A 15,974-nucleotide genomic window follows, 5' to 3' on the forward strand; every position below is an offset into this window, starting at 1 on the left:
ACCCCGGGCGCGGCCTTTGCCGCGTCGCCAGGGGCCTTCGCTTATGCTCGCTTCCCATGAATCGACCCAAGCCTTTCTCCATGATCCGCGAGTTCCATCTGGCGGACTGGTTCACCCTGGGCAACGCCTTCTGCGGGGTGGGCGCGCTGTTCTCGGTGATGACCTACCTGCAGACCGGCCTGACGCTTCACCTGTACTACGCCTGCGCGCTGATCCCGGCCGCGCTGGTCTTCGACGTGCTGGACGGCCGCATCGCGCGCTGGCGCCAGAAGAGCTCGGCGATGGGCCGCGAGCTGGACTCGCTGGCGGACGTGATCTCGTTCGGCGTCGCGCCGGCGGTGATCGCCTACGGCTGCGGCATGCAGGGCCTGTGGGACCGCATCGTGCTCGGCTTCTTCGTCGCCTGCGGCGTGTCGCGCCTGGCCCGCTACAACATCACCGCCGAGACCCTGTCCGGCGGCGGCGACAAGGTCGCCTACTTCGAGGGCACGCCGATCCCGACCTCGCTGCTGCTGGTGATCGTGCTGTGGATCGCCGCCTGGCAAGGCGCGACCGGCGAGGCCCTGTGGTTCGGCTCCGTCAAGCTCGGCGGCTTCACGCTGCATCCGCTGGTGCTGCTGTTCGCGATCTCGGGGTCGCTGATGATCAGCCGGATCCGCATTCCCAAGCTCTGAGATCCGGCCGCTCCGGCCTCAGCGAGGCCCGGCCAGGAACATGTTGCCCTCCAGCGGATGGCGCCGCCCGCGCGAGGACCCCGGGCCGCTGCCTCGCATGACGCGGTCGGCGCTCGAGGCCGTCGCCTGGCCCGCCTGCTGCACCGGGCACCGGCTGTCGATCCGGTAGCCCAGCGCCGCGGACAGCAGACGCTCCCGGCTGTCGCCCAGGTCGTGCGCGAGGTCGTCTTCGACCCGGCAGCCCGGCACGCCGGCCACGCCCTGGCCGCCGGGCTCGAAACCATCCGCGTAGTCCGCGAAGCCCCGGTCGTTGGCGAACATCGAGTCGACGGCGAAGTAGTGGTAGCCGCAGTTGTCCTTGCCGGTGAAACCGAACGGCTTGCCGCAGGTGGTGTCGCCGATGAGCACGACCTCCACGCCGATGCCGCGCAGCGTATTGATGAGCGCCTCGCTGGCGGAGCAGGTGTCCTGCTGCGACAGGGCGAACACGCGCCGCAGGTCCAGCGTCGGCAGCGGCCGGATCGAGCTGCACTGGCCGTCGACCAGGTGGCAGGACGTCGCCATGAACGGCAAGCCGCTCGCGGTGGCCGATGCGGGATCGTTGGTGAGCAGCTTCGCGAAGGCCTTGCCGGCGGTGGCCGTCGGACCCGCGACCATGTAGGCCAGCTGGTTGGCCAGGTAGACCAGCCCGCCGCCGTTGAAACGCAGGTCGACGACCAGGTCGCGGATCTTCCGCTCGCGAAAGGTCGTCACCGCCTCGATCAAGGCGGGCTCCGCCGGCGCGATGTGGGCGTTGAAGAGCAGATACCCCACCGAGGCGCCATCCTCGCCGGTCAACACCTGGTGAAGGGGAACCGGCTTGCGGGTGATCTCCTCGCTGGTCACCGCCACCTGCCGGGGGACCCCTTGGGTCGAGGTCAGCGTGTAGGACAAGGCCTGCCCCGCCGTCGACGGGGACAGCAGTTCGTCGAGGACGTCCTCGTCGAGCTCGTCGAGGGCCGTGCCGGCGACGGCGGCCAGGCGGTCGCCGCGCTTCACGCCGGCCCGGTCCGCCGGAGCACCGGGCTCCACGAAGTCGACGCGGATGTCCCGTGGTGGCCGGTCCGAGCGAACGGCCCAGCGGATGCCGGCGCCCAGGTCACCCTGGCCGCGATCGAAGGCCTCCACCGACTTGGACGTCGCCATGAAGCTGTAGGCGTCGCGGGCCTTGCCGCTGGCGGTGCGCGCCGGCGTGCGCAACGCCGTGAAGTAGGCCTTCAGGGCGGTGCGCACGGGGCCATCGCTGTGCTTGGCCGCCCCGGCGTCGACGTCAGGCACCTCGTTCCGCCAGAGATAGACCTCGTCGACACGGGAACGGATCCACTGCTTCTCGGTCGTCAGGCTGCCGGTCCGCTGCGAGGCCTGTGCCTCGACATTGGCGGGGCTGCATTGCCCGGCGTACGCGCCGCTGGGCATCAGCGCCGGACGTCCGCCGGACGCGCCGGCACCGCTGCCCGTACCGGCGCCTCCGCCGCCGCCATCGCGTCCATCCCTGCCGTCGCGGCCATCCTTGCCGTTGACGCCATCCTTGCCATCGGCGCCGTCTCTGCCGTCAGCACCGTGTCTGCCGTCATTGCCGTCGACACCGTCCTTGCCATCCGTGCCGTCGCGTCCATCGCCACCATCGCGACCGTCACGACCGTCTCCCCCATCCCGACCGTCCTTGCCGTTGGCGCCATCCCGGCCGTTCGCACCGTCCTTGCCGTTCGGCCCGTCACGGCCGTCCGCGCCGTCCCTGCCGTTCGATCCGTTCGTGCCATCCCGGCCGTTCATGCCGTCCCGGCCGTCGTCGCCGTCCTGCCCATCCCTTCCTTCACGGCCATCCCGGCCGTCCTTGCCATCCTTGCCATCCTTGCCATCCTTGCCATCCTTGCCGTCCCGCCCGGCGATCACCGTCGGCTCCGCGGTGCCGGTATCGTGGCAGGCCTGCAGCGCCATCGCGCCCATCGCGCACGCCGCGACGATCGACAGCCGGCGCGCGCGGCGCCCCATCGAGAGTTCCCTCATTCGATCCCTTCCGCCGGAGCCACCGGCCGCGATTGACAAGCGGCGGTGGTCCTTCGGCGATGCCGCCGGTTCATTCGTGCGACAAGGAGTCCGATGCGTCCGTGCAATGAAAAAGGCCGCTCCGAGGAGCGGCCCTGGCCGGCATCGCGCGCGTCGTCGCGCGCGCTCGCGGGGGTCAGTGGCGTCCGCCGACGATCCGGTTGTTGCGCGCGGCCAGCTTGCGCATCTGCAGCGCCACCGCGTCCTCGCCGACCGCCCGCGCCGCCGTCGCCCGCGCCATGCCGCTGTCCGAGGCGCGCGCCGCCGGGCAGGTGCCGTTGGCGCGGTATTGCAGCGCCGCGGCCAGCATCGCCTCGGCGGTGTCGCCCAGCGGGTGCTCGAGGTCGTCCGCCACCTGGCAGCCCTTGATGCCGGTCGCGCCGGTGCCCGCGGGCACGAAGCCGTCCGCGTAGTCGCCGAAGCCCTTGTTGTTGGTGCCGACGAACTCGATCGGGAAGTAGCTGTTGCCGCAGTTGTCCTTGGCGGTGAAGCCGTACGGCTTGCCGCAGGTGGTGCCGCCGACCAGCACCACTTCCACGTCCACGCCGCGCAGGCCGTTGATCAGCGCCTCGCTGGCCGAGCAGGTGCCCGACTGCGCCAGCACGAACACGCGCTTGAGGTTGAGCGCCGGCAGCGGCTGGCGCGACGAGCAGTTGTCGCCCACCAGCAGGCAGGACGTGTCGTAGAACGGGGTCTTGGCGTCGTCGCTGTTGGTCTGGGCGGTGCGCTTGCTGTTGTAGCGCAGCTGCTCGAAGGTCTTGTTCGCCGTCGGGCCGCTGCCCGCGATCATGTAGGCCAGTTCGCTGGCGATGAACAGGTAGCCGCCGCCGTTGTAGCGCAGGTCGACGACCAGGTCGCCGATGTTGGCCGCGCGGAAGGTCTGCATCGCGTTGATGAGCTGCTGCTCGGCCGGCAGGATGTGGTCGTTGAAAACCAGGTAGCCGACCGTGCCGCCGCCGGCGACCGACAGCACCTGGCTGGTCGGCACCGGCGTCTTGGTCACGTTGCCGGCCGCCATCGCGACGCCGCGCGACACGCCCGCGGTCGAGCTCAGCACGAAGCTGTGGCTCGATCCGCCGCTGCTCGGGTACAGCGCGGCGTTGAGCACGTTCACGCCGGCCGTGTCGCCGGCGTCGGCGGAGGTGCCGTCCACGCTCACCAGCGTGTCGCCGCGGCGCACGCCGGCCCGGTCGGCCACGCTGCCGGGCTCGACGAAGGCGACGCGGATGTTGCGCGGCGGCGTGGCCGACTTCATCGTCCACTCGATGCCGTAGCCGAGCTCCACGCCGCCCTGCGACAGCGCGTTCCACTCGCGGGTGCTGAGCATGAAGCTGAACTGGTCCTTGCGCTTGCCGCTGGCCGTCGTCTGCGGCGACAGCAAGGCCTCGAAGTAGTTGTTCAGCGCGGTGCCGACATCGGTGCCGCTGTAGGGCGCGGCCGCGGCATCGACCGCGGGCACGTCCTCGCGCCACAGGTAGGCCTCGTCGAAGTAAGAACGGATGAAGTTCTTCTCGATCGCCAGCGAGCCGGTGCGCGTGTTGACCGGCGCCTCCGGGTTGCCGGCCGCGCACTGGTTGGCGTAGGTCGAGCTGGGCTGCAGCGTCGTGTTGCCAGTGCCGCCGGTCCCGCCCGTGCCCCCGGTGCCGCCACCGATGACCGAGCCGCCGCCGCCCCCGTTGTTGCCGCCGCCGCCACCGACATTGCCGCCGCTGCCGCCCAGCACCGGCGTGCCGCTGTCGGCACCGCCGCCGCCGCAGCCGCTCAGCAGCACGGCCCCGATCGCGCCGGCCACGGCCAGGCGCGCCACCCGCAACATCGCGGATCGATTCATCGCTTACTCCCTCGAGGGACCCGGTCCCGGTGTTCTTGTCTCGGCGCCGATGTCGTCACGACACGGGCGCCAACCTACGAGGGTCGATTTATAGCGGGAAACCCGCAGCGGCTGGCGATCTCAGGCCAAGGCTTCCGCCTTCAGGGTGACGAGTGACGCGCCCTCGCCACTGGCGAGGATCCGCCATCCGAACCAGCTGGGCGACACCGGCAGGTCCAGCGTCTGGCCGGGCTCGAGCCAGTGGTCGTCCGGCCACCCGTCGCGGGTGATCCAGGCGCGCCCGCCATGGACACGCAGTCGCACGGGGCGGCGCACGCGCAGCGCGAGCGGGCTGCCGTCGGTCGGCAGGACCACGGCATCCGGCCCGGGGTCGGGGGCGACACAGGCCGGCGGCGGCGCGAGCCGGGGCCGGAACGGCAGGTGGAGGCGGAGGAGCGGTTGCATTCCCTCACGATAAAAAGCGGCTGTGTGGCGCTCCATCCACAGGCGGCGGCCGACGCGGCGCATACAGCCTGCGCCCGCGCGGCACCTGTGCTGGCCGGCTTGCCGTTCATCTGTATTGGTTACCGCGAGGTGACAACACACAGAATCGACGCATGGACACGCCGCAGTTACCGCTGTACATGCAACTCGCCGACCGGATGGCCCGGTCGATCCGCTCCAGCACGCTCAAGCGCGGCGAGCGATTGCCCTCGGTGCGGGAACTGGCGGCGCAGCACGGCGTGTCGCTGTCCACGGCGGTGCAGGCCTACCGATGGCTGGAGGATGCCCGGCTGATCGAGGCCCGGCCGCGCTCGGGCTACTTCGTCGCGGCGCGTCCGCCGCGGCTGCCCGAGCCGCAGGTCTCGCGGCCCGACCCGGCCTCGCGGATGGTGCAGCTGGACCACCTGGGCGCGCAGGTGATGGCGCTGTCGCAGGACCCCGCCTTCGTCTCCTTCGGCGCGGCCTGCCCGGGGCCGGAGCTGTTCGACGCGGACCGCGTGCGCCGCGCGATGGCGCGCGCGGTGATGCGCCACCGCGACCTGCTGTGCACCTACCCGATCGGCCCCGGCATGGAGGAGGCGCGGCGGGCCGTCGCGCGCCATGCGCTGGGCCTGGGGTGCGTGCTCGATCCGGACGAGGTCGTCATCACCAACAGCTGCATCGAGGCGATCAGCCTGTGCCTGCGCGTCGTGTGCAAGCCCGGCGACGTGGTGGCGCTCGAATCGCCGACCTATTACGGCTTCCTGGAGATCCTGCAGAGCCTGCACCTGCGCGCGCTGGAGATCCCGACCCATCCGCGGCACGGCATGTCGCTGGACGCGCTGCAGCTGGCCTTCGAGACGCAGCAGGTCAAGGCGGTGCTGACGGTGCCGACGTTGTCCAACCCGCTGGGCGCCTGCCTGCCGGTGCCGGAACGCCGCCGCCTGGCGGCGATGCTGGCGCAGCACGACGTCGCGCTGATCGAGGACGTGCTCTACAACGACCTGGCCGAGCAGGAGGACAAGCGCCGCGCGGTGAAGTCCTTCGACACGACGGGGCACGTGATGATCTGCGGCTCGTTCTCCAAGACGATCGCGCCGGGGCTGCGGCTGGGCTGGGTCGAGGCCGGCCGCTGGGGCCGCGTGCTGCGCCAGACCAAGGCGGTGCAGTCGGGCGCGCAGACCAGCGTGCTGGAGCTGGCGCTGGCGGACCTGCTGACGCAGGCCGGCGGCGGCGCGGCGCTGCGGCAGCTGCGGGCGACGATCGCGGCGCGGGTCGACGACGCGCGCCGGCTGATCGCCGAGAGCTTCCCCAAGGGCACGCGGGTGTCCGATCCGGCGGGCGGCTTCATCCTGTGGGTGGAGCTGCCGGAATCGCTCGACGCGGCGCAGCTGTACGAGGCCTGCCTGGCCGAGCACATCGTCATCGCGCCGGGGCTGATGTTCTCGGCGAGCCCGCGCTTCCGGCACTGCGTGCGGCTGGGCGTCGGCGGCCAGTGGGGACCGGAGCATCCGCGCGCGCTGCGGCGCATCGGCGCCTTGGCCAAGGCGCTGCTGATGAGCCCGGACAGCGACGAGATCGCGGCCTAGGCCCTCCCGCCCCGGCTCATCCCTGCAGCCACTCGTCGTCCGCGTCCAGGCCCTTGGGCGCCTTCAGCCGCGTCGCGGCGGCCTCGTCCTCGAGCAGCCGCCAGCGCCACCAGTCCGTGGAGACCGCCTTGATCAGCGCCGCATGGTGCGCGGCAAGCTTTTCCGGCAAGGGATCGCGGCCTCGACCCTCCAGCCGTTGCGCGAATCCCTGGCCGCGTTCGCCGCCGCCGCCGAAGCTCATGTGGTCCGCGCCGTCCAGCCACAGCTGCGCCTTGGCGCCGGCGGGCAGCGTGTCGTAGACCGCGCGGCGGTAGCGGCCGTCGCGCTCCTGGCCGAGCGGGTTGCCGTCCAGGCTGCCGGTCAGGCACAGCATCGGCCGCGTGATGCCCTTGATGCCGCCCGCGAAGTGTCCCGCCGACGGGCTGAACGCGACGAAGGCCTTGAAGTGCGATTCCGACAGGTCCGGCGCGCTGCGGGCCTGGAAGTCGCGGCCGGCGACCGCCAGCGTCGTCTGCGCGCCGAAGGAATGGCCCGACATGCCCAGCGCCTCCGGCCGCACCCGCGCCCAGGGGCCCTGCCCGGCCTTGTGCAGCTTGAGCAGTTGCTCGACGGCGAACTGCACGTCATGGCCGCGCTCGATCAACTGCTCGGCGCTGGCCGCGGCCTTCACCGCCGGCAGGCCGCCGCGCCAGATCGCCCGGTCGCTGCCCGCGTGCTGCAGGTGCAGCGTCGCGATGCCGGCCTCGGCCCAGGCCTGCGCCCATTCGGTGCCGGCGTCCAGGCTGCCGCCCAGGCCGTGGGAGAACACCACCAGCGCCACCGGGCGGTCGCCCTCGGGCAGGCGCAGCCGCCAGGGGATGTCGCGCGAACGGGCCGGGTCGCGCCAGCTGCCTTGCGTGACGCCTTGCGTGACGCCGGGCGTGGACGGCGGCGCGGACGCCGCCGGCGCGGCCTGCGCGTGGGCGGCCCGCCAGGGCAACGCGCCCAGCGCGGCGGTCAGGGCCGCCGAGCGCAGCAGCGCGCGGCGGGCGGGGTCGGGGGAGTGGGAAAACGTGGCGGGGTCCATCCGTCGATTCTGCAAAAACGGGCGCCGGCGGCGCCAGCTTTTACCCATCTCCGCGGCGGCCGTCGCCGGCCGCGCTCACGCGGACGAGGCGGGCAGATCCCGTTCCCGCCCCGGCGGCACCGGCTTGAGGCGCAGCGCCCAGCAGACCCCGCCGACCAGCAGCGCGACGCCCGCAGCGCCCAGCAGCGGCGGCCATTCGCCTCGATGCAGTTGCGCGTAGGCCAGCGCGGCCAGGGTCTCGAACACGATCAGCTGGCCCACCAGCGCGGTGGGCAGGCGCTGGCTGGCCTCGTTCCAGCACAGCGTGCCGAGCCAGGACGCGAACAGGCCGATGGCGACCATGAGCCCGACGAAGGGCCAGACGCGCGGCCCGGCCGGGAAGTCGAAGCCGGCCGGCAGCAGCGGCCAGCCCGCCGCGTCGGCGGCGGCGATCACGACGAAGGCCAGCGCCGCCATCGGCAGCGTGACCAGGCCCTGCGCCGTGGCCCAGGCGCGCGGACTGCGGCCGGCGTGGTCGCGCAGCCAGTCGGCGTTGCGGATCGGATACCAGGTCCAGCAGGCCAGCGCGATCAGCGCCAGGCCCGCGCCCTGCAGGTAGCGGCCCAGCGCCTGCGGCGCCAGCGCTTGCTGCTCCACCTGGTTGACGCAGCCGATGCCCAGCGCGATCAGCGCCAGCGCCGGGGCCAGGTCGCGCCAGCGGTAGTGGCCGTCGCGCGCGGCGTTGCGCCGGTTGGCGCAGATCGCGATCACCACCGGCAGCGTGCCGATGATCATCGTGGGCAGCGGCCCGCCGGCGCGCTGGATCGCCGCGGCCAGCGTCAGGTAATAGAGGAAGTTGCCGATCGCGCTGAGCTTGACCGCGTCCATCCAGTCGGCGCGGGTCAGGCGGGCGAGCTCGCGGCGGTCGAACAGCGCCAGCGGCACCGCCAGCAGCCCGAAGGCCAGGTAGCGGCCGGCCATCAGCATGGCGGCCGGGTACTCCGGCAGCAGCAACGGCGTGACGAACACCAGGCCCCACATCAGGCCGGCGGCGAGCGCGAACAGGAATCCGGACAACATCCGCGCAGTCTCGCGCGCGGTCAGGGCCGGCGTCTTGTACCGAGTTGCTGCTGGTAGCGCGCCGGCGTGACGCCGTAGCGGCGCGCGAACGCGCGCGTCAGGTGCGCCTGGTCGGTCAGGCCGACGGCCGCGGCGACCTGCGCCGGCGCGTGCCCGACGGCGAGCTGGCGCTTGGCCTCGTTCAGCCGCAATGCCATCAGCGCCTGCTGCGGCGTCGCATGGTGCTGGTCCTTGAAGCTGCGCAAGAAGTGGAACGGGCTCAGCCCCGCGACGGCGGCCAGGCGGGCGGTGTCCAGCGATTCGTCCAGGTGGGCGCGCATGAACTCGATCACCGGTGCGAAACGCGGCGCGGCGCCGTCGGGCCGGCGCGGCGCGCGATGCGCGTGGCGGCTCAGGCCCTGCACCAGCGCCAGCAGCGCGCTGTCGAAGGCCAGCGGCTCCCGGGCCTGCCAGAGCGCGGCGATCAGCGCCGCGGCGCGGGTCGCGGCCTCGGCGTCATGGGCGACGGCGGCGTCGAAGCGCCAGGCCGGTCCGCCGTAGAGCTCGGCCAGCAGCGCCTCGTCGAGGTAGACCATCCGGTAGCCCCAGGCGTCGGCGGTGGCGGCCTCGCCGGTATGGATGTCCTCGGGGTTCATCAGCATCAGCGTGGCGCGCGGCGCCAGGTGCTCGCCGCCGCGCCAGCGGAAGCGGCCGACGCCCTCGGTGATCGCGCCCAGGCCGTAGGCCTCGTGCGTATGCGGCTCGAAGCTGTGCCGCAGGATGTGGGCGTGGTACAGCTCGACGCCCGCGCGATGGGCGGGGCGCCGGTACGCGGCCTGGTCCTGGGGATGCTCGAACGCCGTGGGCATGGGACGCGAGTCTAGGCCCGGCATCCCCACCGGCGCGGCACGAGCCTTCGTGCCTCGGGAACCGGGGACGCCGCCGACACCGGCAGTCAGTCAGTCAGGCAGGCGGGCAGGCAGGCAGGCGGGCGGTCAGGCACGGCAGGGCCGGCCGGACGCGGCGCCACGCTTCAAAGCAGCCCCGGCGTCATCCCCGTCCAGCGCTTGAACGAGCGCCGGAAGTTGCTCTTGTCGTTGAAGCCCAGCGAGCGCGCCACCGCCTCGCCGCGCTGGCCGCGCAGCGTCATCAGGTAGAGCGCGGCATGCGCGCGGACCTGGTCCAGTTGCGCCTGGTGGTGCGTGCCAAGCAGCGCCAGCTGGCGCTTGAGCGTCGCCGGGCTGATGCCGAAGCGCTGGGCGCTGCGCTCCAGCGACGGCGCGCCGCCGACTTCCGCCAGCAGGTGGTCGTAGAGCGCCGCGAGCTGGCCGCGCCAGCCGGCTTCCGGATCGGCGCCCTGCGCCAGCGCGCCCAGCGCCATCGCCGGCCGTCCCGCCTGGGCCGCCGGCCAGGGCGCGACCGCCTCGGCCAACGGCACCCGCATCGCATCGACCTGGCAGCCGAAGCGCAGGTCCGGCCCGAGATAGGCCGCGTGCTGCGACAGCTCGCGCGGCCGGGTGCGATTGAAGGAGAAGGCCCAGGGCAGCGTCCGGCCGCCGCCGAGCCATTGCGCCATCGCCACCACCGCGCTCATCTGCAGGTCCACCAGCAGCGGCTGCAGCGCCGGCGGCGCGCCGTTGGCCTCGGTCCAGACCAGCAGCAGCTCGTCGGCGGTCTCCACCAGGCGCGGCGTCAGCAGCGGCGACAGCCGCGCGGACCAGTCGCACAGCACGCGCAGCGCCTGGCGCAGGTCGGCCGCCTGCTGCAGCGCCTGGCTGGCCAAGCCGTAATGGCCCGGCAGGCTGAGTTGCCCGACGACGAACCCCACGTCCCGCGCCAGCGGCTGCAACGCCGCCAGCATCGACAGCAGCTGCCGCGGCGACAGCGCCTGCCCCGGCGTCACGCCGCAGCGGCCGAGCCACTCCGGCGCCTCGATCGCGCGGCTGCGGGCGAACTCGGCCAGCAGCGCGCCCTGGTAGGCCCAGGGGATGAAGGCGTGATCGGCGCCATACCGCGGCGCGGCGCGCGCCGGCAACGCCTGGCGCAGCGCGGCCAGGGCGTCGTCGGGCGCGCTCGCCGCCGGCAGGCTCACCGCAGCCGCTCCAGCAGGCGCAGCAGCTGCGCCTCGGCGTCCTCGTCCGGATCCAGCGGCGCGCTGGCCAGCCGCGCGCCCAGCCGGGCGCGGGTGCGGCCGTCGGCGCAGGGGTGCACATGCGCCGACAGCGCCGACAGCAGGTCACCCGGCAGCGCGGCATCGGCCTGCGGCAGCAGCGCCACGAAACGGTCGGCGGCGTAGCGGCACAGCAGGTCGCCGCCGCGCAGTTGCAGCAGCAGCAGCGGGCCGGTGGCCTGCAGCAGGCGGTCGGCCTCGGCCAGCCCGTGCTGGCGCGCCAGCGCCGGCAGGTCCTGCCAGCCCAGCATCGCCAGCGTCGCCGGCGTGCCCAGCCGCTGTTGGTGGCGGATCTGGTCGAGCAGGTAGGCGCCGTCGCCGAGCTGCGTCAGGCCGTCGATCTGCGCGTGCTCGCGGTAGCCGCGCTCGCGGCCGGCGCGCAGCGCGTTCAGCGCGAGTTGCTCCTGGCGCCACAGGTGCAGGCCGAAGGTCAGGCCCACCATGCCCACCACATGGCAGGTCGACTCCATGCCCATCAGCAGCGTGTAGTCGCGCGGCAGCTTCCAGAACTCGTCCATCAGGTCGGCCCAGCCGCCCAGCAGCATCCCCGACAGCCCCAGGCACAGCCAGGTCGTGACGCGGCCGGCGGGCCGGCTCGCGCGCAGCTGCACCAGCCACAGCGCCAGCATCGCCACGATCGCGGACTCGCTGACGATGTCGATCCAGCGCCAGACGGCCATCGGCTTGGCCACGGCCCAGTAGCCGAAGGCCCAGGTAATGGCGGCCATCGCCAGCAGCAGCGCATGGCCGAAATGACGCGAACCCGCCACCGGCGCGAGCACCAGCGGCGGACGAGGCAGCACGAGTTTCATGGCGCGCGATGCTAGGCAGCCTGTGTGACAGCCGCTGTCACACGCCGCGACGGGGGTCGGATCGGCTCACGAACGGTTTCGCCGCTTCACTCACCGCCCTCCCGTGGCTTGCCACATCGACCGGAGGGCTCCATGCCAACCCGTTTGCGATTCCTGACTCCCCTCGCCGCCGCGCTGCTGATGCCGCTGGGCGCGTCCGCCGTCACCGCGATCCCGCCGGACGCGGCGGCCGCCTCGGCGACCTGCGGCGGCGAGGCCATGCCCACCGACCTGGAACCCCGATTCCATCTGACCTGCGCGCTGGACCAGGGCATCCAGCCCGGCCTGGACACCGACCAGGCGCCGCGCATCGCGGAGGCGCTCCAGGCGCTGGCCACGCAGGATCCGCCGCGCGGGCTCTTCTTCCCGGCGGGACGCTACGTCGTCGCCCATCCGCTCGCGCTGCGCACCGGCAACGTCCTGGTGGGCAGCCGCCTGCGCGGTGGCGCGACGCAGTTCGTCAACCCGGGCGCCCGGACCGTCTCGATCACGAAGGGCTTCCACAGCGCGAAGCGGATCCTGGTCGAAGGCCTGGTGCTGGACAACATCGCGCTGGCCGTGGCGGGCGACGCGACCGGCGACGACGGATGGGTCGTCCGCTACAACGGCCTGCGCGCGACGCGCTCGGCCGATCCGCAGATCCTGCTGTCGAGCGGCACGCAGACGGTCCAGGGCAACGTGCTGTGGCGGACCGCCGAGCATCCCGGCGTGGGCGTGCGCATCGCCGGCGGCGATGGCTCGACGGTGCGGGGCAATCTGATCGGCGCGGCGGCGCCGGCGGCGGGAGACCGCTTCGTCGATGCCCGCACGAGGCGCCTGCTGACGACCTTGGCCCAACTGCCGCTGCCCGATGGCCACGCGCCCCCGCCGGCACCCGAGCGCGGGCATTACACGGACGCGATCGCGTCGGAAGCCGGCCCGACGCAGCTTCGCGTCGAGCGCAACGACGTCGCCCTGAGCGCGTCGACCGCGGCGGCCGGTGACGCCACGCTCCGCCACGCGGCGCTGTTCATCCGGCCGGATCGGCTGGCGCTGTCCAAGAACCGCTTCTCGGATCCGACGGCGTCGGGCCTGACGCGGGCGACGCTGCAATCGCCGGTCGATGCGCTGGTCCGCGGCAACGTGATGCGCGGCGTCGACCTGCACATCGACGCCGCGCCCGCGACGCCGGCGACGCCGACCAAACGCACCCGCGTGCGCGGCAACACCTTCCTGCAAGCGGTCGCGGAGACCTCGCTGATCGCGACCGGCTGGAGCGACACCGACACGACGCCGAGCGACCTCGCGTTCACCGGCAACACCTTCGTGCTGGTGCCGCCCGGCACCTGCCTGCTGCGGGCGCCCTTGCCGCCGCTGGGCGATGGCGCCTTCAGCGAATCGGACACCACCGCCGTCGCGCCCAGCGTCTTGCTGACCTGCGGCCTGGCGCATCGGGAGACGGCGGCGCCCTGACGCGGCTTTCCGGCCACACGGGGGTCATTCCGGCTCACCGCGCGCCTCGTCCGGAGCCATCCGCGCCGGGGCGCGCCGAGAATGCCGCGCTGTCACGGACCCGCCATCCGCGGTTCCTAACGTGCGCCGCCATTCGTGACTCACCGGAACCGCCCCATGCGCACGCCGCCCCGCCCCACCCTGCTCGCCCTGTGCCTGTCCAGCCTGTTCGCCGCCACGCCGGCGCTCGCCCAGCAGGCCACCGACGCCAAACCCGATCCCAAGGCCGACACCCGGACTGACAACCGGACCGACGCCGCCAAGGACCCGAAGGACGCCAAGGACGCCCGCGCCGACGCCCGCAAGCTCGAGACCGTCGTGACCGTCGGCCAGGCCGCGGCGCTGCGCTCGGCGCTGGACAAGCAAAGCGCCGCGCAAGGCATCGTCAACGTCGTGCATGCCGACGGCATCGGCCAGCTGCCCGACAACAACGCCGCCGAGGCGCTGGCCCGCATGCCGGGCGTGTCCGTCGAGCGCGACCAGGGCGAGGGCCGCTTCATCCGCGTGCGCGGCCTGGGCCCGGACTACAACGCCGTCAACATCAACGGCGCGCTGACGCCGGCCTCCGAGTCCGACCGCCGCGCGCCGGGCCTGGACCTGGTGCCCGCGGGCCTGATCCGCTCGCTGGAGGTGCAGAAGACGCTGACGCCGGACCAGGACGCCAACTCGCTGGGCGGCACGGTGACGGTGCGCACGCTCAGCGCCTTCGACCAGCCGGGCCGGCTGTTCACGCTGGAGCTCGGCGGCAACTACGACGCCAACGCGGGCAAGACCAAGCCGCGCGGCTCGGTCGCCTTCGCCGACCGTTTCGCCGACGGCAAGCTGGGCGTGGCGGTGGCGCTGTCCGGCGACCAGCGCCGTTTCGCCAGCGACAACGTCGAGACCGGCGGCGACTGGGACGGCGGCAAGCTGGGCAGCTTCGAGCTGCGCCGCTACACGATCACCCGCGAGCGCCTGGGCGCCGCGCTCAACCTGGACTTCAAGCCCGACGAGGCCTCGCTGGTCTACCTGCGCAGCTTCAGCAGCCGCTTCACCGACCAGGAGAACCGCCAGTCGATGAAGGTCGCCTTCGACGAGCCGCAGGCCCCCGGCGAGACCGGCGAGGGCACCGTCAGCCGCGGGCTGAAGGCGCGCAAGGAGATCAACACCTCCAGCGCGGTCGTGCTCGGCACCGAGCTGTCGCGCGGCGACTGGAAGTTCTGGGGCGAAGCCGGCGTCGGCCGCGCCAGCGAGCGCAAGCCCGACACGCTGGCGTCGTCGGCGTTCGAGGCCGACTTCGCCGGCCTGGGCTACACCGACACCGCCAAGCCGATGCCGCTCGCGGTCGCCGGCCTGGGCGACGCGTCGAAGTACGTCTTCAACAAGGCCAAGATCGAGAAGAGCTCGGCCACCGACCGCGTGCGCCATGCCAAGGCCGACGTGCAGCGCGAGTTCGATGTCGCCGGCTGGGACGTCGATGTCAAGACCGGCCTGAAGGCGACGCGCCGCGACAAGGACAACGAGCAGGAGACCTACGCCCCGAGCGCCAAGGTGCTGAAGAAGGCGCCGTACAACGTGCCCTCGTCGCAGCTGGGCCTGGGCGGCTACGTCGGCGGCGACGCGGTCGACTACCCGTGGACCTCGTTCGGCCCCGGCATCGACGCCGACAAGCTGCGCGGCCTCTACGGCAACCGCGACCTGAACGCGTTCCGCGACGCGGTCGATTCGACGGTCAACGACTTCGGCATGAAGGAGCGCACCGACGCCGGTTACCTGCAGGCGACGCTCGAGCAGGGCGGCACGCAATGGCTGGTCGGCGTGCGCCACGAGCGCGTGCGCTTCACCGCCGACGGCACCGCGTGGAAGGACGGCGTGTTGAGCCCGGTGCACCAGGAGAGCCGGTCGCGCCATTGGCTGCCGGCGCTGCTGCTGCGCCAGAAGCTCAGCGAGGGCCTGGTGCTGCGCGCGGCGCTGACGCACTCGGTGGTGCGGCCGGCCTTCGGCCAACTGAGCCCCGGCGTGACGGTGGACGGCGACGAGGCGACGGTCGGCAATCCGACGCTCAAGCCGCTGCGCGCGCGCAACCTGGACCTCGGGCTGGAACAGCGCCTGGGCCGCGACGGCGCACTGTCGGCCTACGTGTTCCACAAGAAGATCCGCGACTTCGCGTTCCAGACCGACCTGGCCGGCACGCCGGGCTGGGAGGCCTTCAGCCATGTCGAGTCCTTCGCCAACGGCGGCGACGCGACGGTGCGCGGCGTCGAGCTGTCCTGGAGCCAGGCGCTGAGCACGCTGCCGGCGCCGTGGAACGGGCTGGTGGTCGGCGCCAACGGCAGCTTCGTGCGCTCCCGCGCGACGATCGGCGGCTTCGACGACGGCCAGTTCGTCAGCCGCCGGATCGCGCTGCCGAGCCAGTCCAACCGCAGCATCAACCTGAGCCTGGGCTGGGAGTCGCCGGCCTTCGGCGCGCGCGTCGCGCTGAACCACAAGTCGCCCTACCTGCTGGAGGTCGGCAACGTGCTGGACGCGTCGCAGGACCGCAAGGTCGACACGCAGAACCAGGTCGACGCGTCGATGCGCATCCAGCTCACCAAGCAGCTGCAGCTGAACCTGGAGGCGCTGAACCTGGGCAACGAGCGCTACTACGTCTACCAGGGCAGCAAGGCCTTCAACACGCAGTACGAGCAGTACGGCCGCGCCTACAAGGTGAGCCTGAAGCTGGCGATGTTCTGAGGAGG

12 protein-coding genes are annotated in these 15,974 nt (G+C 72.7%); 4 read left to right on the forward strand and 8 right to left on the reverse strand.

The genetic code is table 11. From position 1 onward, the window contains the following. Window positions 1-56 precede the first annotated feature (56 nt). A complete protein-coding gene (pssA, locus tag N5D62_RS04270; protein ID WP_279756324.1) occupies window positions 57-674 on the forward strand; it encodes a CDP-diacylglycerol--serine O-phosphatidyltransferase in 618 nt (205 codons plus the stop codon). 18 nt (window positions 675-692) lie between these two features. Here pssA and N5D62_RS04275 read toward each other — a convergent pair whose 3' ends face one another. The 3 genes from N5D62_RS04275 to N5D62_RS04285 form a co-directional block, all read right to left on the reverse strand. Then, complete coding sequence (locus N5D62_RS04275) at window positions 693-2,720, reverse strand: S41 family peptidase (RefSeq protein WP_279756326.1); 2,028 nt, start codon at window positions 2,718-2,720, stop codon at window positions 693-695. Window positions 2,721-2,895: 175 nt separating this feature from the next. Then, complete coding sequence (locus N5D62_RS04280) at window positions 2,896-4,590, reverse strand: S41 family peptidase (protein ID WP_279756328.1); 1,695 nt, start codon at window positions 4,588-4,590, stop codon at window positions 2,896-2,898. 120 nt (window positions 4,591-4,710) lie between these two features. Beyond that, window positions 4,711-5,034, reverse strand: coding sequence for a DUF2917 domain-containing protein (locus N5D62_RS04285; protein ID WP_279756330.1), 324 nt, complete (start codon window positions 5,032-5,034; stop codon window positions 4,711-4,713). A gap of 152 nt (window positions 5,035-5,186) precedes the next feature. On the opposite strand from N5D62_RS04285, the gene N5D62_RS04290 reads away from it, so the two are divergent. After that, the gene (locus N5D62_RS04290; protein ID WP_279756331.1) at window positions 5,187-6,641 is read left to right on the forward strand and encodes a PLP-dependent aminotransferase family protein; all 1,455 of its coding nucleotides are present in this window, start codon (window positions 5,187-5,189) and stop codon (window positions 6,639-6,641) included. 16 nt (window positions 6,642-6,657) lie between these two features. Here N5D62_RS04290 and N5D62_RS04295 read toward each other — a convergent pair whose 3' ends face one another. From N5D62_RS04295 to N5D62_RS04315, 5 genes are all read right to left on the reverse strand, one after another. Next, entirely contained in the window at window positions 6,658-7,707 is a 1,050-nt protein-coding gene (locus N5D62_RS04295) for a hypothetical protein (protein ID WP_279756332.1), read from the reverse strand. A gap of 75 nt (window positions 7,708-7,782) precedes the next feature. After that, the gene (locus N5D62_RS04300; protein ID WP_279756333.1) at window positions 7,783-8,766 is read right to left on the reverse strand and encodes a DMT family transporter; all 984 of its coding nucleotides are present in this window, start codon (window positions 8,764-8,766) and stop codon (window positions 7,783-7,785) included. Between the two features lie 20 nt (window positions 8,767-8,786). Then, window positions 8,787-9,614: an AraC family transcriptional regulator gene (locus N5D62_RS04305; RefSeq protein WP_279756334.1), complete on the reverse strand. Its 828-nt coding sequence runs from the start codon at window positions 9,612-9,614 to the stop codon at window positions 8,787-8,789. A gap of 164 nt (window positions 9,615-9,778) precedes the next feature. Beyond that, window positions 9,779-10,837 (reverse strand): AraC family transcriptional regulator, encoded by a 1,059-nt coding sequence (locus N5D62_RS04310; RefSeq protein WP_279756335.1) that lies wholly within the window; start codon window positions 10,835-10,837, stop codon window positions 9,779-9,781. After that, window positions 10,834-11,727 (reverse strand): diguanylate cyclase, encoded by an 894-nt coding sequence (locus N5D62_RS04315; protein ID WP_279756337.1) that lies wholly within the window; start codon window positions 11,725-11,727, stop codon window positions 10,834-10,836. Before N5D62_RS04315 ends, N5D62_RS04310 begins: the two co-directional genes overlap by 4 nt. A 132-nt stretch (window positions 11,728-11,859) precedes the next feature. On the opposite strand from N5D62_RS04315, the gene N5D62_RS04320 reads away from it, so the two are divergent. Further along, the gene (locus N5D62_RS04320) at window positions 11,860-13,218 is read left to right on the forward strand and encodes a hypothetical protein (protein WP_279756338.1); all 1,359 of its coding nucleotides are present in this window, start codon (window positions 11,860-11,862) and stop codon (window positions 13,216-13,218) included. A gap of 156 nt (window positions 13,219-13,374) precedes the next feature. Then, complete coding sequence (locus N5D62_RS04325) at window positions 13,375-15,969, forward strand: TonB-dependent receptor (protein WP_279756339.1); 2,595 nt, start codon at window positions 13,375-13,377, stop codon at window positions 15,967-15,969. The last annotated feature ends 5 nt before the right edge of the window (window positions 15,970-15,974 follow it).

Source organism: Mitsuaria sp. GD03876 (assembly GCF_029840635.1).
Taxonomy (GTDB): Bacteria; Pseudomonadota; Gammaproteobacteria; order Burkholderiales; family Burkholderiaceae_C; genus Roseateles.